The sequence below is a fragment of the Magnetospirillum molischianum DSM 120 genome (genome assembly GCF_000294655.1).
In the GTDB taxonomy this organism is placed as follows: domain Bacteria; phylum Pseudomonadota; class Alphaproteobacteria; order Rhodospirillales; family Magnetospirillaceae; genus Phaeospirillum; species Phaeospirillum molischianum.
Genome location: NZ_CAHP01000001.1, coordinates 210306 through 234856 on the forward strand (window position 1 = coordinate 210306; position 24551 = coordinate 234856).

The window sequence follows — 24551 nt, forward strand, 5'->3', positions numbered from 1 at the left end:
CCGTCACGCAGGGGAATGTATCGATGAGCGCCGTGTCACGCTCCCTGAGGGGCTTGTTGCTCGTAGCGGGCTTGGTGGCCGCCGAACCGTCGCTGTCGCAGGCCGCCGACGGTCATTGGGCCGGAGTGGCGGAACAGGTCATCGCCGAGGTCGATCGCGCCGAGGCGGCGATGAAGGCGGGTAACTTCGACGCGGCCGAGGAAGCTGCTATCGCCAGCTATTTCGATTTCTTCGAGGGGCTGAACATGGAGATCGCCGAACGTCAGGCTTTGGGAGCCAGACGAGTCAGCGATGTGGAGGCTCTGTTCCATGATTTGCAGTCCCAGGCAGCCAAGCGCGCCGATCTGCACGGCGTCGCGGCGTCGCTCCGTAAGGCCCTGCGTGCCGATGCCAAGCAGTTGGATGCCGACAAAGTCGGTCCCGACGGACATCTGAAAGGAAAATGATGCGCCGCCTGTTTCTCGCCCTTGCGGTGATCGTCACGTTCGGCCTGTCCTGGTCGGCCCCCTCTCTTGCCGCGCAGCTGGACGTTGCCGCCGCGATTGCCGCGGTTCAGGCCAAGGGCGATTCCCTTGTCGCCGAATACGATCCGGCACAGAAAATGCCCACCATGCGGGGCTTTTCGTCCCTGTATTTCGAGCAGTTCGATGGCGATCTGGAAAATACGATTGGGGCCGCCGACAGCGCCCTGAAATCCCAGCTTGAAGCTGGATTCGCCCAGGTGATCGGACAGATTCGCAAGGGCGGAACCTCCGCCGAGGTGCAGGCGAGCTGGCAGTCTCTACGCGACGGTCTGGACAAGGTTCCCGAACGTATCGGCGGGGGCGGTGCCTTGGCGACGTTCATTCAATCCTTCCTGATCCTGGTCCGCGAAGGCTTCGAGGCGATGCTGGTGGTCACCGCGCTGCTCGCCTATCTGCGCCGCTCGGGCGCGGCCGAGAAGACGGTGGTGGTGTATCAAGGCGTCGGGTTGGCGGTGCTGGCCAGTCTGGGAATGGCCTGGGGCATGTCAACGCTGTTCTCGATGTCGGGAGCCGGGCGGGAAGCGATGGAGGGTGGCACCATGCTGCTGGCCTCCGCCGTTCTGTTTTATTGCTCGTACTGGCTGTTCGCCAAACGCGAAGCGGCTCGCTGGCAGAGTTACGTGCAGGGTCAGGTCGATCAGGCTCTGTCGGGCGGGCGGCTGTACGCGCTGGGCTTTGCCGCCTTCCTGGCCGTATTTCGCGAAGGGGCCGAGACAGTGTTGTTCTATCAGGCGTTGGCCGCTGGCGCGCCCGGCCAGATGCCTGCTTTGCTTGGCGGTCTGGCGCTGGCTGTCGTCGCCTTGGCCGCACTCTATGTCGCGATGCGGGTGTTGTCGATCCGGCTTCCATTGCGGCTGTTCTTCAGTGTCACCGCCGCGTTGCTCTATTACATGGCGATTTCGTTCGCCGGGAACGGCGTGGTCGAGATGCAGAACGGTCATGTCCTGTCGGTGACTCCGCTGGCGGGGTGGCCGAGTCTGAGCTGGCTGGGGTTCTATCCCACCGTCGAAGGCGTGCTGGCCCAGGCGATCCTGGTCGTTCCCCTGGTGCCCTGGCTGGTTTGGCGTGGCCTTGTTGCCCGTAAGGTCAACCCGGCATGACCATGACGACGAAGGCCGATGCTGGCTGTTCTCAGTCCTGCTCCTGCCCCCAGCCCGAGATCTCGGGTTGGGGGCGGCGGGCGGGATCGCGGATCGAGTCGGTCCTGGTCCCGTTGACCCGCTGGTTGCCTGTGCTGCACGGTTTGATGTTCGTCGCCTTTCTGGTGCTGATCGTCGGCCCGCTGTTCGCGCCGCCAGTCCCGCCCCAGACCAGCCTGTGGCGCGATCTGCCGTCTTTGTCGAACTATTTGCTGTGGGGATTGTGGTTCCCGCTGGTGTTCCTGTCGGTGATCGCTACGGGCCGGTCGTGGTGCGGTTTGTTCTGCCCGATGGGGGCGGCGGCAGAGTGGGGGAATCGTTTCGGCCCACAATGGGCGATCCCCGGCTGGCTGCGCTGGCAGGGAACTCCGGTGGTCAGCTTTCTGATCATCACCATCCTGGGCCAGACCGTCGGTGTGCGCGATCATCCCGAGGCGGTCGCCGAGATCTTTGGCGGGACGATGGTTGCCGCGATCCTGTGCGGCTTTCTGTTCGGTCGCCGCAAGCGCGCCTGGTGTCGTCATGCCTGCCCGATCGGCCTACTGCTTGGGGTGTTTTCGCGGCTGGGTGCGGTTCAGTTCTCTCCTCGTACCCTGCTGCCGGGCGGCGAGGGGTATTCCGAGAAAGGCGTCTGTCCGACGATGATCGATCTGGCGCGTAAGACTGAGTCGCGCCATTGCATCGAATGTTTCCGCTGCGTCACCCCAACCGCGCGCGGTGGCGTTCATCTTGAATTGCGTCGTCCTGGCCTCGAAATCGAGGCGATCCGACAGCATCATGCCAATCCGTGGGAGGTCTGGTTCCTGTTCATCGGTACCGGCGTCGCGCTCGGTGGCTTCCTGTGGCTGGTCCTGCCTCAATTCCAGGATTGGCGCCAGTCCCTGGGGGAACGTGCGGTCGATTTCGGCTGGTCGGGTTTGCTGGATAGCGGGCCGTGGTGGCTGATGAGTGTCCATCCTGGCCGTAACGAAGTGTTCCTGTGGCTCGATTTCGTGATGATCGTCGGCTTCATGGTGGGCTGTGCCGTGCTGACCGTCGCCGTGCTGGGCGGGCTGACCGCGCTGTCCGCACTCGTGGCGGCCCGTTGTGGCGGTGATGGTGGATTCCGGCGCGGCTTCGTCGAGTTGGGCTACCAATACGCTCCGGTGGCGATGGTCTCGCTGGTGGTTGGGCTGGGAGGAAAGCTGTTCGATTCTCTGACGGCGACCCCGATCGGTCCCGGAGGTGTTCAGGCCATCAAGGGCGCGTTGTTCGCTGCCGGTCTGGTGTGGAGCATTCGTTTGGGTGAACGCATCCTGGCCGCACAGGGGTTAGTCCCGGCGGGGCGTTCATTGGCTCTGCTGCCCGGTATCGTGGGCAGTCTGGCCGTGGGGGTGGGGTGGTGGCCAGCGATCTTCGGCCTGTGACTCAGGCTGAGCAAGGGGCGAATCACCCCTTTTGTTGAGATTAAGTCAGACTATCAATAACCGTGGAGTTGTCCGAAATGAACAAGCTGATTGCCAGCGGCGTCGCTTTGCTGCTGATGGGGGGAGTTGCCCTTGCCGCCGAGCGTCCGATTGGCCGCGCTATCGAACGCGACGGGATGCGGGTTGCGGCGGTCTATCTCCAGGGCGTGACGATGGAGCCGATGGATCATCATTCCGAAGGCGATATCCATCTTGAAGCCGACATCCATGCCATCAAGGGCAACAAGAACGGCTTTGCCGCCGGGGAATGGATTCCGAATCTGGGCATTTCGTATGTCGTGACCAAGCCCGATAACCCCGCTTATTCCGCCAAGGGTGATCTGATGGCGATGGTCGCCAATGACGGGCCGCATTACGGCGCGAACGTCAAGCTGGACGGCCCCGGCAAATATCACGTCGCCTTCCACATCACGCCGCCGAACGAGCATGGCCTCTATCGCCATACCGACAAGGAAACCGGCGTCAGCCCGTGGTGGACTGCGTTCGACCAGGAATGGGATTTCACCTTTGTCGGCAGCGTCGGCAAAAAGGGCGGATACTAAGGCTTCGAGTCGGTCGGGGGGGCGTCCGTCTCCCCGACCATGCTCTTCCTTATTATAGATCCCGATGATCAGATTTTATCGGAATCTGGCGGGGCCGTTGAGACACCCGCCCGGCGCATGAGGGGCGAGGTATTATACCGATAAGAGTCGGATCAGCGCCGCCGTTGTCTCGGCTTCGCCAAGATCGGCCAGATTCGGTCGGCGCAGGATCGTCACCCGGCCGCGCGGGGCGCACAGATCGGGATTCGAATCCGCCGAGAACAGCACCACCGATGGGCATCCGGCGGCAGCGATAAGGTGCATCGGCCCGGTATCGTTGCCAATCGCGGCGACGGCGGAGCGGCCTAGCCCCAGGATGTCGAGGAAGCCGGTTCGTCCAGACAGATCGACAGCTTTGGGGCAGGTGGCTCGGATTGTCGCAATTGCTTCCGCTTCGGCTTCGGTGCCGAGCAGAACCGGGATCAGTCCGCGTTTGGTCAGCCGTGCCGCGACCGCGCCGAATCGTTCGGCGGGCCAACGCTTGGCCGGGCGGTGGGCGGCTCCACCGGGGCAGATCAGCACGTATGGATCGCCAAGGCCGAAATCGGTAGTGGTTCCGGCGGCGACCCATGACAGATCCGGCGGCGGCACATCGGGAATCCCGGCCATTGCCAACTGCTCGCGCTGACGCTCGATTGTGTGCATCCGGTCGCGGTTGGGGTTGGCGTGCGGGTGCGAGCAGCCACGGGCGATGCCCGACCATTCGACGGTTCCGCCGATCAGGCGGAAATAGCTGGACGAGCGATCCGAGGTTTGAAGATCGTAAACCCGGTCGAAACCACCGCCCCGCAATCGCCGCCGCAGGGTCAGCAGGCGGCGGATCTGCCAGAACCGGGGCTTGTCGTCGATCCAGACTTCGTCGAACCACGGGCAGGCGCGGGCCAGTCCGACGAATGGGCGGGTGGTCAGCAGAGTGATCGACGCGGTGGGAAAACGGGCGCGGATCGCCGCGAACGGGCCCAGCGCCTGAACGAAGTCGCCCAGCGCTCCCAGCTTGATGACCAGGATGCGCCGGGGCGTCACGGCAGGCGTAGGGGAACTGGCTGGCTCAACACCTCGTCATAGACCGCCAAGGTGCGGGCGCACATGGTTTCCTTGGTGAATTTGGCACGAACATGGTCCATGGCGCGGCGGGCCATGCTGTCGCGCCCATCGGAATTCAGCGCCAGGAACCGGTCGAGTGCCTTGGCTAGGGCTTCGGCATCGCCGGGTGGGGTCAGCCACCCGGTTTGACCGGGCAGCACGGTTTCGGCGCTGGCACCGTGGTCGGTGGCGATCACCGCCCGGCCCATCGCCTGCCCCTCGACGGCGACCCGGCCGAACGCCTCGGGATCGGTCGAGGCCGACACCACCACGTCTGTCAGCATATAGGCCGCCGGCATGTCATTGCATTCCCCGGCAAGGTGAACAATGTCGCCCAGGCGGCGACGGTGGACCAAATCGACGAGATAATCGCGATAATCGGTGCGGCCCTGGTCCGAACCGACCAGCAGGCAGCGTAGATCGCGGCGATCGAGCAGGGCCATTGCTTCGATCAGCACCGCTTGACCTTTCCAGCGGGTCAGGCGTCCCGGTAGCATGATGACCTGATACCCGTCGGGCAGCCGCCATTTTTGCGCCAGTTGGATGATCCGCTCGGGGCTGACCCGCGCCGGGTCGAACCGGCTGAGATCGATGCCGCGCGGCACTACTCGAATACGCTCGGGATCGACCCCGTAGATGCGCCAGGCATGTTCGGCGATGAATTCGGAAATCGCGATCACCCGCTCGCCGCGAGTCATCACCGAATTGTATCGGTTCTTCAGCCCAAACCAGCCCAGATTATAGGTGCCGTGGAAGGTGGTGACGAAATGACGATTGGTTCGTCCCGCAGCCATCCAGGCGCTCCAGGCCGGTGCGCGCGAGCGAGCGTGGACGATATCAACACCGCGTTGCTCGATCAACTCAGACAACCGATCGGCGTTGCGTCGGATCGTCAACGGGTTCTTGCTGGCGAGCGGGAGGGTGATATGCTCTGCACCGACGCGGGACAGCTCGCGCGCCATTGGCCCGCCTTCCGAGGCGACGATGGCTGTCCACCCCGCTTCGGCAAGGGCGGCGGCAACATCAATGGTGCCACGTTCGACGCCGCCGGTGACCAGAGCGGGCAGCACCTGCAACACCACGGGCGGACGGGAGCCCGACAGGGGCGCGACAAAGGGGACTGCTTGGTCCATGGACATCCGGAAACGAGAGCAAAAGCCATGACGGCGATCAAGGACGGCGAGGTTGGTCTCACCGAGCGCGGGATATTATCACGCCCCGACGGCGCGACAATCTCCTACAGCAGGTTAGAAGGAAAAAACCCTGGCGTGGTCTTTCTCCACGGCTATCGCTCTGACATGAGCGGCGGGAAAGCTTTGGCGCTTGAGGATCTTTGCCGCGCTCGCGGACAGGCTTTCTTGCGCTTCGATGCGTTTGGTCATGGCGGTTCATCGGGAGATCTCCTTGACGGCACGATTGGTCGCTGGGCTGCCGATGCGGTGGCGGTGATCGAGGCGCTGGCGCCGGGGCCGCAGATTCTGGTCGGCTCCAGCCTAGGCGGATGGATCGCGACTCTGGCCGCGTTGGAGTTGCGCGCCCGTGTGGTCGGGCTGGTCGGGATCGCCGCCGCACTCGATTTTACCGAGGATTTGGTGTGGGCCGATCTCGATGTCGAGCAGCGGCGGACCTTGCTTGAAACCGGCGAGATCGCGCTTGGTGATGATAATAATGGAGCCGAGCCGCATTGGCGCTTCCGTCGCTCGTTGATCGATGACGGGCGTAATCACCTTTTGCTGCGTGACTTTATTAATCTGTATTGTCCGGTCAGGCTGATCCACGGTCAGCGCGATAGCGACGTGCCGTGGCGGACATCGTTGCATTTTGCCGAGATGCTGGCTTCGGATGCGGTTGAAGTCTGCCTGGTCAAGGACGGAGATCATCGTTTGTCGCGGCCTGAAGATTTGGAGCGGCTGTCTCGCACGGTCGAAGATCTGATCGTTTAATCTTGCTCTCAACCCAGTTAAAATCAGCTCGGGATCTATCACCTGTTTCGATGGGGTGTGGTTTTGTCTGTCGTTTCGTTGGATCGGGTGAGGATGCTCGGCATCCCGTTTTCTCTTGCGGCCATCGCTCTGGTTCTGTCGGCATGCTCGGTCGTCAGCCCTGAACACAGCCCGGATTCGCTAAGGGCCAATGCCGAGGTGATCAAAACGATCCACCTCGGCATGTCGCCTGCCGCGGCGTGTCCCCGATTGGCACGGATGATGTCGTGGTGCGCCACTGGCCCCAATTACCACTACCGATGCGCAATCGTTGACGATAACAGTCGTGCTGTTCTGACAGGCACGCTCGAAGCGGTGTTCCATGCCGAGATATTCCTCGTCACCGACTTTGTTCGTGACGAGGGCGGAACCACCGCGACGATTTACCAGCATAAGGGGATGATGATTCCGAACTTCCCTGAATTGGTCGAAACGCGTCTTAACGACCGGGAATGTCGTCCGGAATAAGCGCACGCACCTTTAGCGCGAGGCGGCCAACTCGAATTCGAGATCGGCAATGCGCTTGGCCAGGGCGGACTTGACCGAAGCGGCGGCCCAGGGCTTGAAAGATGCCTGCTCTTCTTTCAGACGCTGCAACAGGCGCAGCTTTTCGTCTTTCGACCGTTTGATCGGCTGTCGGTCTGAATGTTGACCTTCATGAGTGCGCCAACCGCTCATACTCTATACCTTTCGTTGGTATTGTTGGGCCGCGGACTATGCCCGGCCCCGTCTTGCTGCGCAAGCGTCAAACCATGACGGTGCATGTGGCGTTTTGTCCGATCGGGGCTTCCGTCCCCCCTTGCGATAATGCTATAACCCCCGCGCTCTAAAAGCGCTCGCGTCCCGGTAGCTCAGCAGGATAGAGCAACGGTTTCCTAAACCGTAGGTCAGGGGTTCGAATCCCTTCCGGGACGCCAAATTCTCCTTATATTTCAGTCAGTTAGCGTCAAGGTGAATTGCGAAATAGCAATTCACACTCATTTAACATATGCTATGCGGGAAATTTGCACAATTTTATACGCGCTTTAGTAGTGGATTGTGAAATGGCCCGTGCGAAAAAGACCGACTATGTCTACGCCGATGACAAGACCATCGCGCTCTATCAGCGCCCCGGCAGCAGCTTCTGGCAGGCGCGCATTCAGCATGTGAACGGCAAGTGCCAAGCTATCAGCACCCGGCAGACCGATTTGGACAAGGCGCTGGCCTGGGCGCGAGAGCATAAGATAATGGTCAAGGTGCTGACCGCGCGCGGTCAGGATCCCACGGCAGCAACGTTCAAGCGCGTGGCCGAGCGGTGGCTGAGTTCAATCGCCGAAGGCGATAATCCGCGAACAATCCACGACTACACGACCATCGTTCAGCGCTACCACATCCCCTATTTGGGCAAGTTCAAGATCACGGAGATTACCCAGCAGGTCTTGCGGGACTATGAGCAATGGCGCAAATCCTACTGGACAACGGGGCCGGGGTCTCAAGAAGCTCGCGAAACCATCGAGCGCAAGGACGGCAAGATCTATGTCCGGGCCAAGAAGATGGGGAGCCGGTCAAAAGCCTACAGCGAAGACACCGTTCTGCGGCAGATTTTCGCCTATGCGGTCGAACACGATCATCTGCCAGCTTCCCGCAGGCCGGTGATCGGAACCCCTCGCTCGAAATCCCGCAAGGTTGTCCTGGAAAACCGTTATCCCGCCTTTACCCAAGATCAGGTCGAAAAAATCCTGGCCTACTGTGCCGAAAGCACGCGCGCCAAGGTCAGGGAGGCAGAGACGGGGCTGTCATCCCAGCTTGATCTGGTCGATCAGGACCGCTTGGTCTTCAACGTCTTCGTTTATCTGATCCTCGGGACAGGCATGCGCCCTGGACGCGAACATTCCAAGCTGAAGTGGAAGCATTTACGCCATGAAACGGTCGATGGCGTGGACCACCTGATCGTGACCGTTCCACCCGGAACGAAAACAGGAAAGCGGGATGTGCGGTGCGATAATTTCGCCATGACAAAGCTTGTGGCGTTCCGAATGCACAGCACATTTCGGGGCGATGACGATTACATCCTGGCCGATCAGGAAACCGGGCAGGCGGTCAAATCGTTCAAGCGGCAGTTTTCAACCATGTGCCGGGTTCTCGGCTTTAAAGCCGACCAAGTCGGCAAGCCATTCGTTCCCTACAGCCTGCGCCACACCTACGCCACGCTGAAGCTCAATGCCGGGGTGGATATTCGGCTGATCGCCAACAACATGGGCAACTCGCCGGAAGTCGTTCATGCCCATTATGGCCACGATACCGCAGTCAGCCGTGCCAACGAGTTGTCCACCAAGCTCGATTGGATGGGCGTGGAAAATCCGCTGGAAAAACCTCGGAAACGCCCTCGACAGAAGGGTGAAGACTGATCTGCCTGTCGCCAATCGCGTTGTGGCGCATTCTGGCTGCGAGTTCGGCCCTGTCATGCGCCTATGTAGCGCGGCTGCCATCACGTGTATCCGGGGCGTTCTGGGGTGATGGGTTTGTCGGGTTTCCCGACAGGGCCAGCCGTGTGACACGATTGGCCAGTCACAGAAACAGCCCCGCAAGATCGCCGGGGCTGCTTCAGATCAGGGCTTGAGCTTCTTGCCGTAGCGGCCTTTGGCCGCTGCAAGCTGTTTGTCCAGTTCGCCCGCCAGCACCGCGTCACGGATCAGCGTCAAGGTGGGAACGAGATTGTCGGTCGCGCCGACCTGAACGGTGGACAATTTGGGCTTCAATTCCAGCCGCTTGTTGCCGTAGCGGATTTCCACCAAATACCCGCCCTTCTCGTCGCGCCAATACCAGGGGCGGAAACGCACCGGCATGTCCTTGAGGACTTTCGTGCCGGTTTCCGCATCCTCGACCCAGCTTTGCCGCCGCCGCTGGAACAATTCACCCTTCAGCATCGCTTCGGCCGCTTCGATCTGCCGGTTCAGCGCATCGACCATCTTGGCCCGCATGGCCGCTCCCGGCGTATTGGCTTGATACCGTGTCGCTTCAACGAGCTTCAGCTTCTCCAGGTTTCCCATTTCCGTCTCCATGACAACCATATAGAGAATTGTAGTGCCGCTGGAGATCGATCGCTACCTGTGGATGAACTGTCGCCGAACATACTTGAAGTATGTTGGCCCCCGGTCCGATCACTTACTTGCAAGTAAGCGCAGGGGCGAAAGCGCGGAGGCAGGTGGACGCTTTGGCGCTCTCCATGGCCGGGAACATACATCATGTATGTTCGGGACAGTCTGACGAGCGGCCTACAGCCCCTCGGGCCGGGCCTGCAAACGCCTGATTAGGCGATGAAAATTCGATTTCACATACATCATGTATGTGAGAAGGGCCTTGAGCGATGCGGCCTACAGCCCCTCGACCGCCGCCCGCATCATATGGTCGTTGACCTCGATATAGCGCTGGGTGGTGCTGAGGTTGCGATGACCGGCCAGTGTCATGATGACCTTCGGTGACACGCCCGAGTGGGCCAACCGGGTGATAAACCAGCGCCGCCCCGAATGGCTACTCGCTCCGTCAATTCCCGCGTCCGTGTAGATACGGCCGAAAAGCTGGCACAGGGTGTTGGGGGAGAATGCCGTGTCCTTCTGCGTCATCAAGAACGGCCTCCCGCGATCGCCATTCGTGTAACACGATTGGTAACGCTCGAATTCCCGGCGCAGCTTGCCGTTCACGAACACCGTCCGCGCCTCGGCCGTCTTGGTGGTTTCCGCCCGCAGGATGATTTGGTCCCGAATGCGCCCTTCCCCATCCAGCACATCGCCGATGGTCAGGGCCGCGATCTCACCGACGCGCATTCCGGCATAGAAGCTGAGCATCACGGCCATGCGGTTGCGGGCTGCGTGGCGCTGGGAGGCGACCAGGGCGAGAACCCGCTTCAGTTCCGCTTCGCTGAGCACCTTGGCCTGTTTCATCTCGAAACCTCATATAATAAGTCCCCGTGTGGAAATTATTATATTGTCGGTCGATGTGTGGCCGCATCCGAAGAAATTGGCCTTACGGAATAAGCGGTTAGCGCAGAATATAAAGAAAGTTGGATTTTCTTACATTCCGGCCCGGGCTGTTTCCCGCGCCTGCGCCAGCAGTTCGCCTTGCCGTTTACACGCAGTGTCATTCGCCTTGGCGACCTGTTCGCGTTTCTTCTGAAGTGTGGCCGCCTGTTTCATCCGCTTGGCCTGATCGGCCTTCGTGTCCGCTTGCCGCTTCAGGCTGTCGCTGTATGGTGTGGCCGTCGCCTCTTCGGCCATGAATTCTCGAAAACGCATCTCCTCGCTCCTGCTGGTCCGTGTCAGCAGGTATTTATCAACACCCTTGAGGTGGTATAGCTTTCCTATAGATGTGGCTATGACATCTTTGCGCTTCATCCCGGCCGTTTCGTGCGCGGCACTCACTCCCGACAGCGGACCTTGTCTTGATGTTCAGCACGGTGGGCTATGCCCCCCAAGACTCAATCTAGCGGAGACTAGGTAGAGGTTGCAGAACACGCTTCCTTCTGGAAATTAGGCTAAAAACTGTAGTCTTCTTCCGGCGGCGGGCCACCGGCAATCAAATGCCACGTCGAATCAAGGCGCTTATATAACTGTGCCTTCCCCCACCCGATAACGGCGCTGTGCTTTAGGGCGCAGGAGACGCAGAGGTTACCCCATCTTGGGTTCACAGAGGCTTCTGAAGGCCCATCGATCATATAGGTTTCGGAGGCCATTGGCCGGGAACAGACATCGCAGTTCTCGATAGGCCCGCACCAGACTGGTCCGGCCTTGCTTATGGGGGCAGCGGGGTCATAGGTTGCAAAGTGCGCTTGGGCAACAGCATGGTCAATTGGCATCAAAAATACCTTCCGGCTGCGCGAGAAACAGGGGTGAAACATAGACCTTGCGCGCCCCGAAATTGATCCTACTGATTCGCACAACGCCACACAGTTTCGCCCATCCCGATCTAAGCGTCGAATCCGCCGTTGACGTTGTGATCCATCGGGGTTGAATCTCGCAGATAAGAGTCCATTCAGTGAATCTCCGGTAAATAATGCATTTATCTGAAGCCCAAGCGGCCGGAAGATCATTATCGTTGTCGATCTCTACTGTTCGGAAATTCACTGGCTCAATGAAACAATATTGTCCAGCATCGAGGTGGGAAATATCATCATTCCCGCCAATCTGATGAGCGTACATGTCCTCGTCATTGAGTACATGACAATATTTAGCCATCACACGCCCTGCGTTGAATCCGAGGTCACGAAAACGTTGTGCGGCTCCGAAATCAAATTCGAACTGTGGTATAGGAATAGAATTTGCTACGGCATACATATCTAATCTTGGCACGTTGAGGTAAAGAATGTGGTGGAACCTGGGCTTCTGAACTCGGTTTTGGCCAAGGCAGCAATCTACCCAGGCATAATGCTCTCTGCGCATTGTCGTGAGTACATTGGGCGCAAATTTTATCGGCTGCTGATCGACTTCGGCGTGGCAATTCTTGCATAGCAAGATGATGTTTTCGCGATCATTGCGATCCGCCGGAGCACCGGGGGCGCTGCCGCGCGGCCCCTCATTAGAATAAGCCCAAATATGCGCGTCGTCTCCGATGCGCGCTTTCTCGGCAAATTCATTCTCACGGAAGACTTGTGTCTTGCATTTGTTGCAGCAGCCACCGGATTGCCCGATGATAAAGCGTCGATCGGGTTCCGAAAGCGCCGCACGTACCAAGCCCATTCAATATCCCTTTTTGCGCTACAGCTTGTGAAAGGATGGACGTTCCCGCTAGGAGGCTACCACAGCAGCAACGCCATTCACAACCAGAGGCAATCCAATTGCCACGACTTCACAGCGAACCGTTCCGTTTCGCCCTCCAACCCGTTGTCGGTTTTCCCGACAGAAATGGCGGTCCCCGCGATGACCATTCGTGTAACACGATCCGATCTGACCGGATGAGGCGCACCCACCACCTCCTGTGTTCGGTCCTTCCTGTATCCCACGGCCATATCCGTTCATTGTCCGGTATGTTGAAAACCTATCCAAGAAACTCCTCAAGAGCCCTTCGAGCCGTGTTGTTGGTGATTTCTATTTGGCCTAACCGATCTCTGTGATCTCTGGCGATCTCTTGATCGATTTCGCCGATCTCTTGATCGATTTCGCCGATCTCTCTGATTGGCTATTTAGGATGATTTACAATGTGGCGTTGCCAAGAAGCCACATTTCTCCCCCCACTGCCAAACTACCGGAGAACACCTATGATGTCCTGGCCGGTGAACTTCCCTGGGAAGCGCCTGACAGTGGGGGAGAGAAGACGTTACCCGTCGCCGTGTTAATTCGCTTCAGTTAAGGCGGCATCCGAATTCCTTACCTGTAGAAGCGTCCCTCCTGAGCTTTACGCTCAATGCGGTTATGCGATTGCAAGCGACTACGGCGACGCTTAACACTTGCGTCTGCGCCAAGTCCTATATCGAAGGCTTAATCCGTCGTGCATTCCGCACTCTCGCGCACAGACCGTAGTCTTAGTCAGACAGCGTGCTATTCTGCTGACTAATCCTTTCTGCGCTGGTTTAAAGTTTTCCCCTTGCATCTCGAAGTTGCCCTACTGTCGTTTCGAGCACTCTATCTTTTACGCGCCGCCTACTTCGTTGTGTGGATGCTATATGGGCCGTCACCGGCCATTGCTATTTATGCTCAGTTTTCGTCGGTCTGGAAATTTTTCTGAAAAATTTCTGCCTCCATGAGCGCCCGTCCCGGCTGCGCCCTGTTGGCCGTCGGTTTTCCCGACAGGATGATGCGGGTGAGGTAATCGGCCAAGCCGCCCCATTCAATCCGCTGCCCCTGGAAGCCGATCTCTACGGTTTTCGTCGTCATCGCAATTCTCCTTTCTGATCCGCGCTGTTCCGCAAGTGTATTTATGCCGAATGGCATAAATAGCTGCACAGGACACCAAGAAGGAGAACGAGATGGACATATACGAAGCTTACGGGGAATTGAAGGCCAACAGCTTGACGCGCGACCAATACGATTTCAGCCGGACATGGCTTGGCCGTGACCGCAGCTATCTTTCTAGCCTGAAGGCGCGCAAGCGCCCGGCCAGCCCGGAGACGATGATCCATTTGGCAACGGCATTGACCCGCGCCATGGTCGCGGCACGGGCCGAACGACAGATGGCGCAAGCGGAGGTGCTGGACAGGATCGGTGGAAGGGTTTGGGCGGGAATTTTCATGGCGGAAGAGGGCGTATAGCCCGCCGCCATTTTGTCCGTTGCGCGGGGGTGGCTGGCCCGCATAATCACGCGCTGGGCAAGCCTGGAAACCTCATCTTTTCCGCGCCTCCATTTCACAATCATTTCACAATAGGCCAATAAGCTTATAATGCGCTGATATTAAATACGAAAAAATAGCGCTACACTTTCCTAAACCGTAGGTCAGGGGTTCGAATCCCTTCCGGGACGCCATTTTCTTCTTATATTCCAAGTAATTAGCGGCCATATGAATTGCGAAATGGCAATTCATATGCTGTGTGTTGTGCATTTGCACAGCTTCTACCCGTTTTGGGTGTTGACCGTGAAGTGGCCTGTGCGAGAAAGACCGACCATCTCTACGCCGACGATAAGGCCATCGCGCTTTATCAGCGCCCCGGCAGCACCGGGAATATGCTGCCGAAACGGGCGGTTGTCTTCGAACAAAAGAAGAACTAACTTAGCCACGCCAACGCCACAGGTGCGCCCGCATTCTTCCTGAACCATAGCCGCGACTGTGTGGCTGCTGGTTCATACCGCCATCGTTTCGATGGCAGTACGGCGATGCTGACATGGTTCGATGGGAAGGGCGAAAAGCTTCAAAATATCCATCACATTAGTGATTGGGCGTTCATTGTTGTGAATGACTTATTTTAAGCAAATATACTTATATTTATTGGTTACATTCAAGCTCATCGTTAGGAAAATTGCCGTAGTTTGACGGCATTTGGGTATTTCGCCCACAGCCCGCTCCAATCGGAGCGGGCTTTTTTTGTTTTCAACGGAGACCAAAATGACGGAACGACGCGCGCATAATCCTTTGCCCACGGTCAAGCTGTCCCGATCCCAGTATGAAGCTGAGATGTGGAACCACTTGAAAGCCCGAGAAGGGATGGCGAATCGTATCTATACGGATGACAAAGGCATCCCGACCATGGGCGTTGGTGTCGCCCTGGCTGTTCAAGGGAAAGACGGAAAATTTGTTTTACGGAAGCCGGAGGCGATCGGTGCCGAGATCACGGGAGACAAGAATGCTCCGTATCGATTCAAACCGGAAGAATGGCAACTCCTTCAAAGTCTTACCGAAAAACTCAATGATTCGTCCTTAAGTGAAAGGCAGAAAGCCAAGGAAGCCAGAAAGTTGATCCCAGCATTTTCCTCAGGCAAGGACGCCCCCGAGAACAACAAATTCGGCTTCACCCTGTCGGAAGAGCGGATGAAGGCGCAAGCCTTCGACAAGCTGCCCGAATATCGCGAAGCCGCGCTGAAAACCGTCAAGCAGGAAGCCCTGAAGCGGGGCTGGAATGAACAGGATGCCAGCGCCTATGTGGAACAGTTGCGCAATTCCCGTCAGGAAGGTGCCTTGACCTCCATGCGCTACAATGGTGTCGCCGCGCCGAAGGCGTCGGGCGCTATGGTCGATGGCGATCGTGCCACCATGCGCAAGGAAATTCTGTATGGTTCCAACCCGCCCAGCAATGGTAACAGCCAAGTGGGTATCGCCAACCGGCGGCGCGACGAAGCCGACATGGCGACCGGCAACCCGGCGAGGTGGATGCCGGAAGAGCAGGTCAAATGGCGCAGGTACGAAGCAACCCCGCAGGCGCAGGAATACCGGCGGCAATTTCCCGATGCTTTCAAGGATCGTCCTGGCACTCCGGTGCCGTCTGTCCCTGCCTTGGGGCAGAGAAGCGATACTATTGTCGAGCGGATGAAAACCACGACGCCGACCGCACTGGAAAGGCCGAAGGTGGATTCCTCGGCATTCCCGGCTGCTTAGGAAGCGCCGAAACCAGGAGAACCGGGATGGTGGGACAAAGCCATGTCGTCCGCTAATGAGGTGGGGCTCGGTGCCATGGCCAGCGGGAGGCAGCCGGATCGAACCGCGCCGTTCGGATCGGGATTGCGTCAGGCTTAGGTTGATTTCATTCCGTTCCAGATCCCTCTCTGTTCGAGGGTCGTCTCCTCTCCTTTCTCGCCACTGCCCGCTTTGTAAGTGGGAACAGCGTGAGAATCCGAGTGTGAAGGCCCATCCTTGATGTTTCGGGCTTGGCTTTGGTGACGTTCGCTCGCTGGCGGATCGTCTTGACCTGGGCCACTCCCTCGGCGATATCGAGGCTTTCTTTCAACTGCGCGACCGGCATCAGGTCGGTCGAGCCGAACGGATGATCCGATACCCGGAGCGCGCCCATTTAAGGGTGGTCAATTATGCCCGGATGCGCCCTGCATCATCCGGTAATCCCCCCTTCTGAGGCTCCGCACATTTTCGGCACATATAAGGAAGTACGGTACAGTCCAGAAAGGAAAAAACCCCAAGAATCTATAGAGATTCTTGGGGTTTTTTGGTGGGCGCGCACGGACTCGAACCGTGGACCCGCTGATTAAGAGTCAGCTGCTCTACCAACTGAGCTACGCGCCCGAAGTGCCGTTCAATGTGAGCGGCGATCACCGGAGGCCCGGTTTATAGGGAACTCCGCGATCCGGCGCAAGCGAAAAAACACAGGGGTGGGGAGTTTTTTTGTTCCTGTTCAGGTGTGCGCATGGTGGAGGTGTCGTGCGGCGACAATGCGTCTCCCCCTCTGGTGGGACGTGGAAAAAAGCGTTAAAGAAGACGGCATGAGAACCCTGTATCATCACCCACTGTGCCCGTTCTCGCGTCTGGTTCGCGTTGTTCTCGGCGAGAAGAAGTTGGAGTTCGAGGCGCAGATCGAAAAATTCTGGGAAGCGCGTCCAGAATTCGTTGCTCTCAACCCCTCCAGCGAGGTTCCTGTCCTGGTTGAGGGCAACGGCACGGTTCTGGCCGATGCCGTGGCTATCGCCGAATATCTGAATGAGATTCATCGGGATCCGCCGCTGTTGCCAGCCGATCCCGTGCCACGCGCGGAGGCCCGTCGGCTCGTCGGTTGGTTCGGTCACAAGTTCTATAACGAGGTCACCGACAATCTGGTCGGGCAGAAAGTGTTTCGCCGTCTTGGCTCTCGTCAGTCCGAGCCGGATTCAAGCCGAATCCGTTTGGCCTTCTCGCTGATTCACGCTCATCTCGATTATATTGGCTGGTTGGCTGAACGCCGTGCCTGGTTGGCTGGGGCTGCGTTCTCGCTTGCCGACATCTCCGCCGCCGTCCAGCTCTCCTGTCTGGATTTTATCGGTGACGTGCCGTGGGAGGATCATCCCGCAGCCAAGGACTGGTACGCTCGTGTCAAATCGCGTCCCAGCTTCCGCCCGCTACTGGCCGACCATCTCCCCGGCATGCCTGCCCCGCGCCATTATGCGGACCTCGATTTCTAAAGATGGCTCTTCCGTTTGAGTGGAGCCATCTCTAGGTGGGGCATGCCTAATTTCCAGCAGCCAGTTCGTCTTGTTTCTGTTTGCGGATATCGGATAGCAGCCAGACCACCCCACCGGGCAGGGCGGTGACGGTCGAGACCAGTCCGAACAGCACAGACAGCACCAGGGCGGAGTGGGGTTCAACGCCGACATAGCCGAACGCGACGACCATCGCGGTTTCGCGCAACCCCCATCCAGCGATCGAGATGGGCAGGGTCATGATCAGGATCACCGGCGGCACCAGCACCAGACAGTCGATCAGCGAGACGTCGAGGCCCAGGCCGAGCGCCAGCGCATAAACCTGAAACGATAGATTGGCGTGGCCCAACATCGCGACTATGAGCGTTGCGCCGCCCCAGGCCGGGTGAAAGAACAGTCGGCGGGTATCGCCAGCCAGATGGATCAAACCGCGCACAATTCGCCAGTGGTGTAGCGATGAAGGCAGCCGATCCAACACCGAAAGCACGAGAATCCCGATCAACCCCAGTACCGAAAGTACCGGGAAGACCCAGCTTCCGGGGATGTTGGGTGTCCGCGACAGCAGCAGCGGCTGAGTTGCGGCGACCAGTAGAACCAGTGCCAGAACGGTGGCGGCGCGTTCCAGCATCACCGAATTGATGCTGGCGGCCAGAGACATGCCCGACCGCCGCGCCGTCCACATCCGTACGGCATCGCCACCGACGGCACCGGGCAGGATGATCGCGAAGAACACCCCGATATAATAGACGATGAAGGTCTGAGTGGTGGTGAATGTGGCTTTCAGCGCCCGCAGCACCAGCCACCAGCGGACGGCACCCAGCCAGACCTGAAGCAATCCAAGCGCCAAGGCGAGGAACAGCATCGCCGGGTCAAGGGTCCGAGCCTGTGTCCAGGCTGATGCCAGGTCGATCTTGCTAAAGACAAACCAGATCAATCCGACGGAAAAAGACCCCTTTAACAACCAGGGCAACCACCGCTTTACCATTGACATCATCACCGCATCAGACGCGAAAAGACGGCTTCTATATCACGAAATCATGTTGCGTAGATACCGCACCACAGTCCTGGTCACGGGGGTGAAACAGCAGTGGAAACGCTGCTCTGACGGCGATATCCTCCGGTCGTTACCTTATGAGGGGGATTGGTCTCGCCGATGGACGATAGTACCGCGAAAATGGTTGCCGAGGCTTATGATGAAACCTATTCGGAATCTCTGGCGCAGGGTCGTTCTACCGAAGTGGCGCATCGTGAGGGGGTGACCGCCGCGGCAATGTTCCTCGCTTCGATGACGGGGCTGGAGGATGCTGCCGCTATTGCCGAGGTCGAGGGATTGGGGCTTCGGCAATAATAAGGCGGAAGCGTCCATCCTCACGTCCGTCCCCCTTCTCTCTGGGAGAAGGGGGTGTTTTTTTGTCCTGGCCGTTCTTCAGGGCGGACGATCGTCAGTCCTTCGCGTTTTCGGACTCGCGTGGCCAGGGACGGGTCTGTTCGCCGCCGTCCCACAGCACCGGCTGGGCCAGCCATTTCTGAATGAAGGCCCAGGATTGAGTGTGCCCATCGTGGGGGAGGGTGCAGGCAGAGCAATCCTTTCGCCGCACCCCGTTCTTGCTGGTGAACGCCTTGTACGGTCCCGGACAGTCAAACGCACTGAGCGGGCAATAGCAGAAGAGACAGTTGAAGGCCCGCTTCACCCCCTGATGGCAGGGATAGAACGGGCAGTCGCTGTTGGTGAAGCCCTTGAAGGCTTCGTTACGTCCGTCCCCCTTCTCTCTGGGAGAAGGGGGTGTTTTTTTGTCCTGGCCGTTCTTCAGGGCGGACGATCGTCAGTCCTTCGCGTTTTCGGACTCGCGTGGCCAGGGACGGGTCTGTTCGCCGCCGTCCCACAGCACCGGCTGGGCCAGCCATTTCTGAATGAAGGCCCAGGATTGAGTGTGCCCATCGTGGGGGAGGGTGCAGGCAGAGCAATCCTTTCGCCGCACCCCGTTCTTGCTGGTGAACGCCTTGTACGGTCCCGGACAGTCAAACGCACTGAGCGGGCAATAGCAGAAGAGACAGTTGAAGGCCCGCTTCACCCCCTGATGGCAGGGATAGAACGGGCAGTCGCTGTTGGTGAAGCCCTTGAAGGCTTCGTTGGCGGTGCTGTCCTTTGGTTCCACGGGCACTTCTCCGCTGTCTTGTTTTGCTCTAGCCGCGTACCGCAGCCAGGGCTGCGGCATAGTCGGGTTCGTCGGCGATTTCGGCGACCAACTGGGTGTGGACGATCTGGCCGTCCTTAATCACCACCACAGCGCGGGCCAGCAACCCGGCCAGCGGGCCATCGACGATCCGCAAGCCGTAACGGTCGCCAAAGCCCTTGTCGCGCAGATCGGACAACGGCTTGACGCGCTCCAGCCCTTCGGCCCCGCAGAACCGGGCTTGGGCGAAGGGCAGGTCGGCCGAGATGCACAGCACCGCGACGGTTCCCAGTGTGTTCAGCTCCGCATTGAACCGCCGCACCGAGGCGGCGCACGTGGGCGTATCGACGCTAGGGAAGATGTTCAGCACGACCGTCTGGCCAGCAAAGGCGTTCAGGCCGACATCGGCAAGGTCGGTTCCAGTCAGGAGGAAATCCGGGGCGGGGGTTCCGGTCGCAGGCAGGTCGCCGACGGTGTGGATGGGGTTGCCCTGAAGGGTGATGGTCGCCATGAGGGTGTTTTCTCCGTAATGGATTCGGGAACCTCGACTGTGCCCGATCCCCTGCTTCGGAGCAACGAGGGAAGGTTACGCGATCCTGCGCCGCAATATCGACCACACGATCCAGGCCGTCACCGCCGGGGCGCACATCAGCATCAGCCGGTTGATCGCAACGGCGAACCCCCAGCGTTCGCCGGAGAGGAGAAAGGCTTGTTTGCACTCGAAGCGTTGCTGGAAGGTGCCTTCACAGACCCGCATCCGCTGCTGCATCGCCTTCGACGTATGGTTATCGACGATTTCGGGCGGCACAGTGCCGAAGAACAGCCAGCCCGACGCCACCAGCCAGATCACGCAGCCGATTGTTACCGCCCGATCGCCGGTACGGCGCAGTCGTTGCCTTTCGACATGGGGACTGGACTGAAACATTGTTATCGGGCCGATAGGGATAGGAGGGCGGAGGCTCAGTCTGACAGATAGCGGTTAAGAGGGGATGAAATCACCCCGGTCGCAATATCCGTCAGTGCTGGTTGGCGAAAGCGCAGCCACCGCAGCCTTGGGGCGGGCACATCGGCGCGGGATCGGCGGCTTTGGCCCGGCCGAGATTGGGGGCCATGATCGCCTTGGCGATGTCGGTGCCACCGCATTCGGGGCAGGCCAGCGATCCGGCGGCGGCGCGACTGTCATATTCGGCACCGTTGGAAAACCATTCCTCGAATTCATGACCGTGGGCGCAGCGCAGGCGGTAGAGAATCATCGTGGTCTATTCCTTGCTTGAAGCCGACTGGTTATATAGCTCCCGCCTCGGGCCGCGCAACCGGCTCATCGTCGCCGGTTACCACGCCTGAAATCAGCTCGGCCCTATAGAGCGCGGACAGGTCGATCCGACCGACTTCCGCGACCGGGGCAAGCGCATTAAGGCCGGTCAGTAGAGCGCGTTCCTGGTCGCGCCGGGCCGCTTCGGCCTGTTCGACCGTCACGGCCTGGAAGAAAAGACGGTCTCCCGGCGCGGCGCGACCAAGGCGGGGCAGATCGGCCGAGATCGCGGTGGCGATCTTGGCATAGCCGCCAGTGGTCTGATGATCGGCCAACAGCAGGATCGGCCCGCCGTCGCCGGAAACCTGAAGGCATCCGGCGACGATCCCGTCCGAAACGATATCAGCCCCGGCGCGATGGACCAGTTTCGGGCCTTCCAGCCGCATGCCCATTCGATCCGAGCGCATGCCGACCCGATAACAAGACGACAGCAGAGTGGCGAGTGAGGCTTCGGTGAACGCTTCGGCCTGCGGTCCAGGAATGACCCGGATCGGCCCGTCGCCGTAGGGCAGGGGGCGAGTCAGGGTGAGATCCGGTCCCGATCCGGCTTCGGCTCGGCGCAGCGGCAGCAGCCCAGGGCCGAGTGCCCGCCCTCCCAGCGGTCCCAGACCGGCGCCGAGATGGGTTGACAGGCTACCCAGCACCGGATCGATGGCGAATCCGCCTTCGACCGCCAGATAGGCGACCGCGCTGCCGATGATCGGGCCGATCTCAAGGAGGTCGCCCCGTCCAAGCCGCCACGAGCGGTCGGGCGACAGAGTGCGCTGCTCCCCTCTGGCTGTCGTCAGGGTCAATCGCGCCGGACCCGCGATTGCGATACGAACCGAGTCCGTCTCGATTCGGAGCAATGGCCCGGATAGGGTCAGTTCCAGACACCCTTCGTTCTGAGGGTTGCCGACCAGGGCGTTGGCAAGGCGCAATCCGATCCGGTCCATTGCTCCGGACACCGGAAGGCCCATCGCCCGCCACCCGGTTCGTCCCAGATCCTGGAGACTGGTGCGCGGTCCTGGCCGCAGCACGTCGAGGCTTGGACTCATGCCGTCTGGTCTGGTTCTGGAGAGGGGCGGACGGCCGCCAATGCGGCGAAGCAATCCGGCTCGACCGGCTCGAACCGAACCCTGTCTCCGGCCGAAAGCAGCACCGGCGGCGTGGCGGAGGGATCGAACAACGGCAGGGGGCAGCGTCCGAGCAGATGCCAGCCGCCGGGGCTGTCGCTCGGATACACTGCCGCCAGGGTGTCGGCGATCGCGACCGATCCGGCGGGAACACGAGTCCGGGGATCGCTGCGGCGCGGCAGGCGAAGGGCGGGGTCGAGCCCGGTCAGATAGGCGAAACCGGGCAGGAACCCCAGCATGCGGACGGTGTAATCGGGGGCGCAGTGACGGGCAATCACCGCATCGCAGGATAAGCCGGTTGCCGTCGCGACGGCCGTAAGGTCGGGGGCGAACTCCCCCCGATAGCAAACCGGCAATCGCCATCGTCGTGACGGGGGGGAAGAGGATCGGGCGATTTGGGCGTCGAGCGCCAGTAATGCGGCTTCCAGGACTGCGCGGCTGGTGACCAACGGATCGTAGACGATTTGGAGCGACCGGAAAGTCGGGACCGTCTCGACCAATCCGGTCAGTTCGCCCTGGTCGCGGGCACAAAGGACGGCGGCGTTCAAGGCGGTGACCCGGACGCCGACCTCCAGGCTCAGGTCGTCGCCATACTCGATATTAAAGGCGGTATCGCCCAGGCTGGTGATGCGGGGCGGGTGCACGTCTGTGTGCCCTTCCTATGTGTGCACCGCGTCCAGCAGCATGGTGCGGAACAGGCGGACGAGATGCTGGTCGAGATGATGGATCATCTGCTCGGTCATCAGGGTTAGGGCCTTTTCAGCCTCCATCGCGGGTTTGTAGACCCGGCGGTCAGTCAAGGCGCTGAACACGTCGGCGATTGAGGCCATTCTGGCGAGTTCGTTCAGTTCGCCTTTATGTAACCCGTGCGGATAGCCGGTGCCATCCAGCTTTTCGTGATGCTGGGCGGCAACGATCCGCACTGGCTTTGGGATGGCGTTGCCCGCGTCCAGATAGCGGAGGGTTTCGGTAACGTGTCCCTTCATCACTTCGAACTCGGGATCGGTCAGACGGCCCGGTTTGTTGAGGACTTCGTGGGGAATCGCCACCTTGCCGACATCATGCAGCAATCCGCCGCTGGCGAGCATCATCAAATCCTCGCGCGGCAGTCCCAGCGTGTGGCCGAACAGCGACAGCAGGGTCGCGACCCTCAGGCTGTGGGCATAGGAGTAATTGTCATGCTCCTTTACCCCGTCGAGAATATCCCGAACATCGTTGGTGCCAATTGCATCGACCAGGGGGGCGCAGGCATCTTTGACCGAAATGAACGGTACCGGCTCGCCTGCGGCAATCGACTCAGAAATGTCGTTGAAGATCTTGACCGTGCCCCTCAGCGCCAGACGGGACGGTTCCTCCAGATCATTCCATTGCGCTTCTACCTCTTGGTTGATCAGCGACGATATCGTTTGGATCAGATGGTTTCGGCCATAGGGTTTCGACAGGCAAGCTTTGGCGCCGCATTGCTCCAGCGTCTGGGCGATCTCTTCTTTATCGTGACGTGTGACGATCACCACGGCGACGTTGGCCAGAACCGGCTCCAGCCGCATCTGGTTGACGAGGGCAAAACCGCCATGGGGCGGAATCTCGTCGTCGATCAGGACGACCCGCGGCGGAGCGACACGGAGACCGTGCCATCCCCGTTCGGCATCGGGATATTGGTTGACCCGGTACATCGACATCAACACGTCGGCCACTTTCGCGCGGTTGGCGGCGTTGCCGTCGATAACGGAAATGAGCGGAACGTGCATTGGTGCAGACATGGGCCGAATTATGGGGTTAGACCAGACTAAAGTTATAGGCCGGTGCTGGGTGCGGAGCCTGAAGATAGACCTAACGTAGGCTCCGAAATAAGAATAAACTTACTCATATTGTAACTAATTAAGCCTTGTCTAATCGAAACGTCGGGGGGTCTCCGCGTAGGGGGAATTGCTCGATTCGGCGATCCTCCCCGGTTGCGTTGGCTCCGGTTTGTGGGGTTAAGAGTGGATCAGACTTCCCGTCGCCTGTTGTGCCGGTTACCTTGCGCCGTCCGTTCCTTCCTGGCAGGGGACGGGATAAGAAGGGGGAGATCGTCGTATGCCTACGACTATGGCTTTTTACCTGCGAGCGCTTGAACGGGCTTTTATCGATTTGCGCTTGCCGGTTTTGTGTGCAGTCGCGTTTTTTGCCGCGCCGTTGCCCGGTTTGACTCAATCCCTGGAGCCGGGAGCGTTCCCGGAACCGGCGGCGCAGGCTCCTGTCGTGCTGCGGCCGCCGCTCCAGCCGCCCGCGCCGGTCGCTCCCCCTGCTCCGGCGTTACCGCCTCCCCCGATTCATCTTGGTGCCGATCTGCCGTTCCAGATCGCGGTGCTTCAGGGGCTGGACAAGGTTAGCGCTCGGGTTATGACGATTGAGGCCCCGGTTGGCGAGCCGGTTCGTTTCGGGTCGCTTGAGATCATTGCCCGTGCCTGTAAGAAGCGTCCGCCCGAGGATCAGCCCGAAAGTGCGGCTTTTCTCGACATCTGGGAATTGCGGCCGGGCGAGCCGACGGCGGAGTTGTTCCGCGGCTGGATGTTCGCGTCCAGCCCGGCGCTGTCGGCGATGGAACATCCGGTTTACGATATCTGGGTGCTGGATTGCCGTGGGGCTCCGGGGCGCTGATTTTTATGGCGCAG

31 protein-coding genes and 2 tRNA genes are annotated in these 24551 nt (G+C 59.8%); 14 read left to right on the forward strand and 19 right to left on the reverse strand.

Annotation, left to right across the window (positions count from 1 at the left end; genetic code table 11):
- Positions 1-23 precede the first annotated feature (23 nt).
- The 4 genes from PHAMO_RS01005 (at position 24) to PHAMO_RS01020 (ending at position 3671) form a co-directional block, all read left to right on the forward strand.
- Positions 24-446, forward strand: a complete 423-nt coding sequence (locus PHAMO_RS01005; RefSeq protein ID WP_002725497.1) for a hypothetical protein — start codon at positions 24-26, stop codon at positions 444-446.
- A complete protein-coding gene (locus PHAMO_RS01010; protein ID WP_002725499.1) occupies positions 443-1624 on the forward strand; it encodes an FTR1 family iron permease in 1182 nt (393 codons plus the stop codon). The genes PHAMO_RS01005 and PHAMO_RS01010 overlap by 4 nt, the downstream gene beginning before the upstream one ends.
- Complete coding sequence (locus tag PHAMO_RS01015) at positions 1621-3069, forward strand: 4Fe-4S binding protein (RefSeq protein WP_002725501.1); 1449 nt, start codon at positions 1621-1623, stop codon at positions 3067-3069. The genes PHAMO_RS01010 and PHAMO_RS01015 overlap by 4 nt, the downstream gene beginning before the upstream one ends.
- Positions 3070-3146: 77 nt before the next feature.
- The gene (locus PHAMO_RS01020; RefSeq protein ID WP_002725503.1) at positions 3147-3671 is read left to right on the forward strand and encodes an iron transporter; all 525 of its coding nucleotides are present in this window, start codon (positions 3147-3149) and stop codon (positions 3669-3671) included.
- A 132-nt stretch (positions 3672-3803) separates the two neighbouring features.
- Here the strand turns inward: PHAMO_RS01020 and PHAMO_RS01025 are convergent, their stop codons facing one another.
- Both PHAMO_RS01025 and PHAMO_RS01030 read right to left on the reverse strand, forming a co-directional pair.
- On the reverse strand, positions 3804-4733 hold the full coding sequence (locus PHAMO_RS01025) for a glycosyltransferase family 9 protein (protein WP_002725506.1): 930 nt from the start codon (positions 4731-4733) through the stop codon (positions 3804-3806).
- A complete protein-coding gene (locus tag PHAMO_RS01030) occupies positions 4730-5926 on the reverse strand; it encodes a glycosyltransferase family 4 protein (RefSeq protein WP_002725508.1) in 1197 nt (398 codons plus the stop codon). The genes PHAMO_RS01025 and PHAMO_RS01030 overlap by 4 nt, the downstream gene beginning before the upstream one ends.
- Positions 5927-5953: 27 nt before the next feature.
- Here PHAMO_RS01030 and PHAMO_RS01035 point away from each other — a divergent pair, with 27 nt between their 5' ends.
- Positions 5954-6736: an alpha/beta hydrolase gene (locus tag PHAMO_RS01035; RefSeq protein ID WP_002725510.1), complete on the forward strand. Its 783-nt coding sequence runs from the start codon at positions 5954-5956 to the stop codon at positions 6734-6736.
- Between the two features lie 93 nt (positions 6737-6829).
- A complete protein-coding gene (locus PHAMO_RS01040; protein WP_002725511.1) occupies positions 6830-7243 on the forward strand; it encodes a hypothetical protein in 414 nt (137 codons plus the stop codon).
- Between the two features lie 12 nt (positions 7244-7255).
- Here the strand turns inward: PHAMO_RS01040 and PHAMO_RS01045 are convergent, their stop codons facing one another.
- Positions 7256-7453 carry a hypothetical protein gene (locus PHAMO_RS01045; RefSeq protein WP_002725513.1) on the reverse strand — a complete coding sequence of 66 codons (198 nt, stop codon included), beginning with the start codon at positions 7451-7453 and terminating at the stop codon, positions 7256-7258.
- Between the two features lie 162 nt (positions 7454-7615).
- On the opposite strand from PHAMO_RS01045, the gene PHAMO_RS01050 reads away from it, so the two are divergent.
- Positions 7616-7692 (forward strand) — tRNA-Arg (locus PHAMO_RS01050).
- Positions 7693-7731: 39 nt separating this feature from the next.
- Positions 7732-9162: a tyrosine-type recombinase/integrase gene (locus PHAMO_RS01055; RefSeq protein ID WP_235720762.1), complete on the forward strand. Its 1431-nt coding sequence runs from the start codon at positions 7732-7734 to the stop codon at positions 9160-9162.
- 201 nt (positions 9163-9363) lie between these two features.
- Here PHAMO_RS01055 and PHAMO_RS01060 read toward each other — a convergent pair whose 3' ends face one another.
- From PHAMO_RS01060 to PHAMO_RS01075, 4 genes are all read right to left on the reverse strand, one after another.
- Complete coding sequence (locus PHAMO_RS01060) at positions 9364-9804, reverse strand: hypothetical protein (protein WP_002725516.1); 441 nt, start codon at positions 9802-9804, stop codon at positions 9364-9366.
- Positions 9805-10128: 324 nt separating this feature from the next.
- The gene (locus PHAMO_RS01065) at positions 10129-10695 is read right to left on the reverse strand and encodes a tyrosine-type recombinase/integrase (RefSeq protein WP_002725517.1); all 567 of its coding nucleotides are present in this window, start codon (positions 10693-10695) and stop codon (positions 10129-10131) included.
- A 129-nt stretch (positions 10696-10824) separates the two neighbouring features.
- Positions 10825-11145, reverse strand: coding sequence for a hypothetical protein (locus PHAMO_RS01070; RefSeq protein ID WP_235720763.1), 321 nt, complete (start codon positions 11143-11145; stop codon positions 10825-10827).
- Positions 11146-11595: 450 nt separating this feature from the next.
- Positions 11596-12486, reverse strand: coding sequence for an HNH endonuclease (locus tag PHAMO_RS01075; RefSeq protein ID WP_040565998.1), 891 nt, complete (start codon positions 12484-12486; stop codon positions 11596-11598).
- A 388-nt stretch (positions 12487-12874) separates the two neighbouring features.
- Here PHAMO_RS01075 and PHAMO_RS01080 point away from each other — a divergent pair, with 388 nt between their 5' ends.
- On the forward strand, positions 12875-13096 hold the full coding sequence (locus tag PHAMO_RS01080; RefSeq protein WP_155801438.1) for a hypothetical protein: 222 nt from the start codon (positions 12875-12877) through the stop codon (positions 13094-13096).
- A gap of 344 nt (positions 13097-13440) precedes the next feature.
- Here the strand turns inward: PHAMO_RS01080 and PHAMO_RS01085 are convergent, their stop codons facing one another.
- Complete coding sequence (locus PHAMO_RS01085) at positions 13441-13620, reverse strand: hypothetical protein (protein ID WP_002725524.1); 180 nt, start codon at positions 13618-13620, stop codon at positions 13441-13443.
- A 92-nt stretch (positions 13621-13712) separates the two neighbouring features.
- On the opposite strand from PHAMO_RS01085, the gene PHAMO_RS01090 reads away from it, so the two are divergent.
- Together PHAMO_RS01090 and PHAMO_RS01095 are read left to right on the forward strand one after the other, a co-directional pair.
- Positions 13713-13994 carry a DUF6626 family protein gene (locus PHAMO_RS01090; protein ID WP_002725526.1) on the forward strand — a complete coding sequence of 94 codons (282 nt, stop codon included), beginning with the start codon at positions 13713-13715 and terminating at the stop codon, positions 13992-13994.
- A 789-nt stretch (positions 13995-14783) separates the two neighbouring features.
- The gene (locus PHAMO_RS01095) at positions 14784-15770 is read left to right on the forward strand and encodes a hypothetical protein (protein ID WP_002725529.1); all 987 of its coding nucleotides are present in this window, start codon (positions 14784-14786) and stop codon (positions 15768-15770) included.
- A 145-nt stretch (positions 15771-15915) separates the two neighbouring features.
- Here the strand turns inward: PHAMO_RS01095 and PHAMO_RS19675 are convergent, their stop codons facing one another.
- Both PHAMO_RS19675 and PHAMO_RS01105 read right to left on the reverse strand, forming a co-directional pair.
- Entirely contained in the window at positions 15916-16182 is a 267-nt protein-coding gene (locus PHAMO_RS19675) for a hypothetical protein (protein ID WP_002725530.1), read from the reverse strand.
- Positions 16183-16333: 151 nt separating this feature from the next.
- Positions 16334-16409: transfer RNA gene (locus PHAMO_RS01105), tRNA-Lys, on the reverse strand.
- A 197-nt stretch (positions 16410-16606) separates the two neighbouring features.
- Between PHAMO_RS01105 and PHAMO_RS01110 the strand changes: the two genes are divergently transcribed.
- Positions 16607-17278: a glutathione S-transferase family protein gene (locus tag PHAMO_RS01110; RefSeq protein ID WP_040565999.1), complete on the forward strand. Its 672-nt coding sequence runs from the start codon at positions 16607-16609 to the stop codon at positions 17276-17278.
- 46 nt (positions 17279-17324) lie between these two features.
- On the opposite strand, the gene PHAMO_RS01115 is transcribed toward PHAMO_RS01110, so the two are convergent.
- Positions 17325-18281: a lysylphosphatidylglycerol synthase transmembrane domain-containing protein gene (locus PHAMO_RS01115; protein ID WP_002725533.1), complete on the reverse strand. Its 957-nt coding sequence runs from the start codon at positions 18279-18281 to the stop codon at positions 17325-17327.
- Between the two features lie 168 nt (positions 18282-18449).
- Between PHAMO_RS01115 and PHAMO_RS01120 the strand changes: the two genes are divergently transcribed.
- Positions 18450-18644, forward strand: a complete 195-nt coding sequence (locus PHAMO_RS01120) for a hypothetical protein (RefSeq protein WP_002725536.1) — start codon at positions 18450-18452, stop codon at positions 18642-18644.
- Between the two features lie 94 nt (positions 18645-18738).
- Here PHAMO_RS01120 and PHAMO_RS18800 read toward each other — a convergent pair whose 3' ends face one another.
- The 8 genes from PHAMO_RS18800 to PHAMO_RS18235 form a co-directional block, all read right to left on the reverse strand.
- Positions 18739-19107, reverse strand: a complete 369-nt coding sequence (locus tag PHAMO_RS18800) for a cysteine-rich small domain-containing protein (protein WP_081504426.1) — start codon at positions 19105-19107, stop codon at positions 18739-18741.
- Between the two features lie 12 nt (positions 19108-19119).
- A complete protein-coding gene (locus PHAMO_RS01125; RefSeq protein WP_002725541.1) occupies positions 19120-19452 on the reverse strand; it encodes a cysteine-rich small domain-containing protein in 333 nt (110 codons plus the stop codon).
- A gap of 28 nt (positions 19453-19480) precedes the next feature.
- On the reverse strand, positions 19481-19981 hold the full coding sequence (tpx, locus tag PHAMO_RS01130) for a thiol peroxidase (RefSeq protein ID WP_002725543.1): 501 nt from the start codon (positions 19979-19981) through the stop codon (positions 19481-19483).
- A 75-nt stretch (positions 19982-20056) separates the two neighbouring features.
- Positions 20057-20395, reverse strand: a complete 339-nt coding sequence (locus PHAMO_RS01135) for a hypothetical protein (RefSeq protein ID WP_002725545.1) — start codon at positions 20393-20395, stop codon at positions 20057-20059.
- A gap of 91 nt (positions 20396-20486) precedes the next feature.
- Positions 20487-20723: a DUF1178 family protein gene (locus PHAMO_RS01140; protein ID WP_002725547.1), complete on the reverse strand. Its 237-nt coding sequence runs from the start codon at positions 20721-20723 to the stop codon at positions 20487-20489.
- A gap of 31 nt (positions 20724-20754) precedes the next feature.
- Positions 20755-21819, reverse strand: a complete 1065-nt coding sequence (locus PHAMO_RS01145) for a 5-oxoprolinase subunit C family protein (protein ID WP_002725549.1) — start codon at positions 21817-21819, stop codon at positions 20755-20757.
- The gene (pxpB, locus tag PHAMO_RS01150; protein ID WP_002725551.1) at positions 21816-22541 is read right to left on the reverse strand and encodes a 5-oxoprolinase subunit PxpB; all 726 of its coding nucleotides are present in this window, start codon (positions 22539-22541) and stop codon (positions 21816-21818) included. Before pxpB ends, PHAMO_RS01145 begins: the two co-directional genes overlap by 4 nt.
- A gap of 15 nt (positions 22542-22556) precedes the next feature.
- Positions 22557-23645 (reverse strand): response regulator, encoded by a 1089-nt coding sequence (locus PHAMO_RS18235; protein ID WP_002725554.1) that lies wholly within the window; start codon positions 23643-23645, stop codon positions 22557-22559.
- Positions 23646-23973: 328 nt separating this feature from the next.
- On the opposite strand from PHAMO_RS18235, the gene PHAMO_RS01160 reads away from it, so the two are divergent.
- Positions 23974-24537 carry a DUF2155 domain-containing protein gene (locus PHAMO_RS01160; protein WP_002725555.1) on the forward strand — a complete coding sequence of 188 codons (564 nt, stop codon included), beginning with the start codon at positions 23974-23976 and terminating at the stop codon, positions 24535-24537.
- The last annotated feature ends 14 nt before the right edge of the window (positions 24538-24551 follow it).

What these genes read in the sequence shown, in the direction of transcription:
- PHAMO_RS01005 (WP_002725497.1), top strand. Translation starts at nt 24, where the DNA reads ATGAGCGCCGTGTCACGCTCCCTGAGGGGCTTGTTGCTCGTAGCGGGC.
- PHAMO_RS01010 (WP_002725499.1), top strand. Translation starts at nt 443, where the DNA reads ATGATGCGCCGCCTGTTTCTCGCCCTTGCGGTGATCGTCACGTTCGGC.
- PHAMO_RS01015 (WP_002725501.1), top strand. Translation starts at nt 1,621, where the DNA reads ATGACCATGACGACGAAGGCCGATGCTGGCTGTTCTCAGTCCTGCTCC.
- PHAMO_RS01020 (WP_002725503.1), top strand. Translation starts at nt 3,147, where the DNA reads ATGAACAAGCTGATTGCCAGCGGCGTCGCTTTGCTGCTGATGGGGGGA.
- PHAMO_RS01030 (WP_002725508.1), bottom strand. Translation starts at nt 5,926, where the DNA reads ATGGACCAAGCAGTCCCCTTTGTCGCGCCCCTGTCGGGCTCCCGTCCG.
- PHAMO_RS01035 (WP_002725510.1), top strand. Translation starts at nt 5,954, where the DNA reads ATGACGGCGATCAAGGACGGCGAGGTTGGTCTCACCGAGCGCGGGATA.
- PHAMO_RS01040 (WP_002725511.1), top strand. Translation starts at nt 6,830, where the DNA reads ATGCTCGGCATCCCGTTTTCTCTTGCGGCCATCGCTCTGGTTCTGTCG.
- PHAMO_RS01045 (WP_002725513.1), bottom strand. Translation starts at nt 7,453, where the DNA reads ATGAGCGGTTGGCGCACTCATGAAGGTCAACATTCAGACCGACAGCCG.
- PHAMO_RS01060 (WP_002725516.1), bottom strand. Translation starts at nt 9,804, where the DNA reads ATGGGAAACCTGGAGAAGCTGAAGCTCGTTGAAGCGACACGGTATCAA.
- PHAMO_RS01065 (WP_002725517.1), bottom strand. Translation starts at nt 10,695, where the DNA reads ATGAAACAGGCCAAGGTGCTCAGCGAAGCGGAACTGAAGCGGGTTCTC.
- PHAMO_RS01070 (WP_235720763.1), bottom strand. Translation starts at nt 11,145, where the DNA reads ATGAAGCGCAAAGATGTCATAGCCACATCTATAGGAAAGCTATACCAC.
- PHAMO_RS01075 (WP_040565998.1), bottom strand. Translation starts at nt 12,486, where the DNA reads ATGGGCTTGGTACGTGCGGCGCTTTCGGAACCCGATCGACGCTTTATC.
- PHAMO_RS01085 (WP_002725524.1), bottom strand. Translation starts at nt 13,620, where the DNA reads ATGACGACGAAAACCGTAGAGATCGGCTTCCAGGGGCAGCGGATTGAA.
- PHAMO_RS01090 (WP_002725526.1), top strand. Translation starts at nt 13,713, where the DNA reads ATGGACATATACGAAGCTTACGGGGAATTGAAGGCCAACAGCTTGACG.
- PHAMO_RS01095 (WP_002725529.1), top strand. Translation starts at nt 14,784, where the DNA reads ATGACGGAACGACGCGCGCATAATCCTTTGCCCACGGTCAAGCTGTCC.
- PHAMO_RS19675 (WP_002725530.1), bottom strand. Translation starts at nt 16,182, where the DNA reads ATGGGCGCGCTCCGGGTATCGGATCATCCGTTCGGCTCGACCGACCTG.
- PHAMO_RS01110 (WP_040565999.1), top strand. Translation starts at nt 16,607, where the DNA reads ATGAGAACCCTGTATCATCACCCACTGTGCCCGTTCTCGCGTCTGGTT.
- PHAMO_RS01115 (WP_002725533.1), bottom strand. Translation starts at nt 18,281, where the DNA reads ATGGTAAAGCGGTGGTTGCCCTGGTTGTTAAAGGGGTCTTTTTCCGTC.
- PHAMO_RS01120 (WP_002725536.1), top strand. Translation starts at nt 18,450, where the DNA reads ATGGACGATAGTACCGCGAAAATGGTTGCCGAGGCTTATGATGAAACC.
- tpx (WP_002725543.1), bottom strand. Translation starts at nt 19,981, where the DNA reads ATGGCGACCATCACCCTTCAGGGCAACCCCATCCACACCGTCGGCGAC.
- PHAMO_RS01135 (WP_002725545.1), bottom strand. Translation starts at nt 20,395, where the DNA reads ATGTTTCAGTCCAGTCCCCATGTCGAAAGGCAACGACTGCGCCGTACC.
- PHAMO_RS01140 (WP_002725547.1), bottom strand. Translation starts at nt 20,723, where the DNA reads ATGATTCTCTACCGCCTGCGCTGCGCCCACGGTCATGAATTCGAGGAA.
- PHAMO_RS01145 (WP_002725549.1), bottom strand. Translation starts at nt 21,819, where the DNA reads ATGAGTCCAAGCCTCGACGTGCTGCGGCCAGGACCGCGCACCAGTCTC.
- PHAMO_RS18235 (WP_002725554.1), bottom strand. Translation starts at nt 23,645, where the DNA reads ATGCACGTTCCGCTCATTTCCGTTATCGACGGCAACGCCGCCAACCGC.
- PHAMO_RS01160 (WP_002725555.1), top strand. Translation starts at nt 23,974, where the DNA reads ATGCCTACGACTATGGCTTTTTACCTGCGAGCGCTTGAACGGGCTTTT.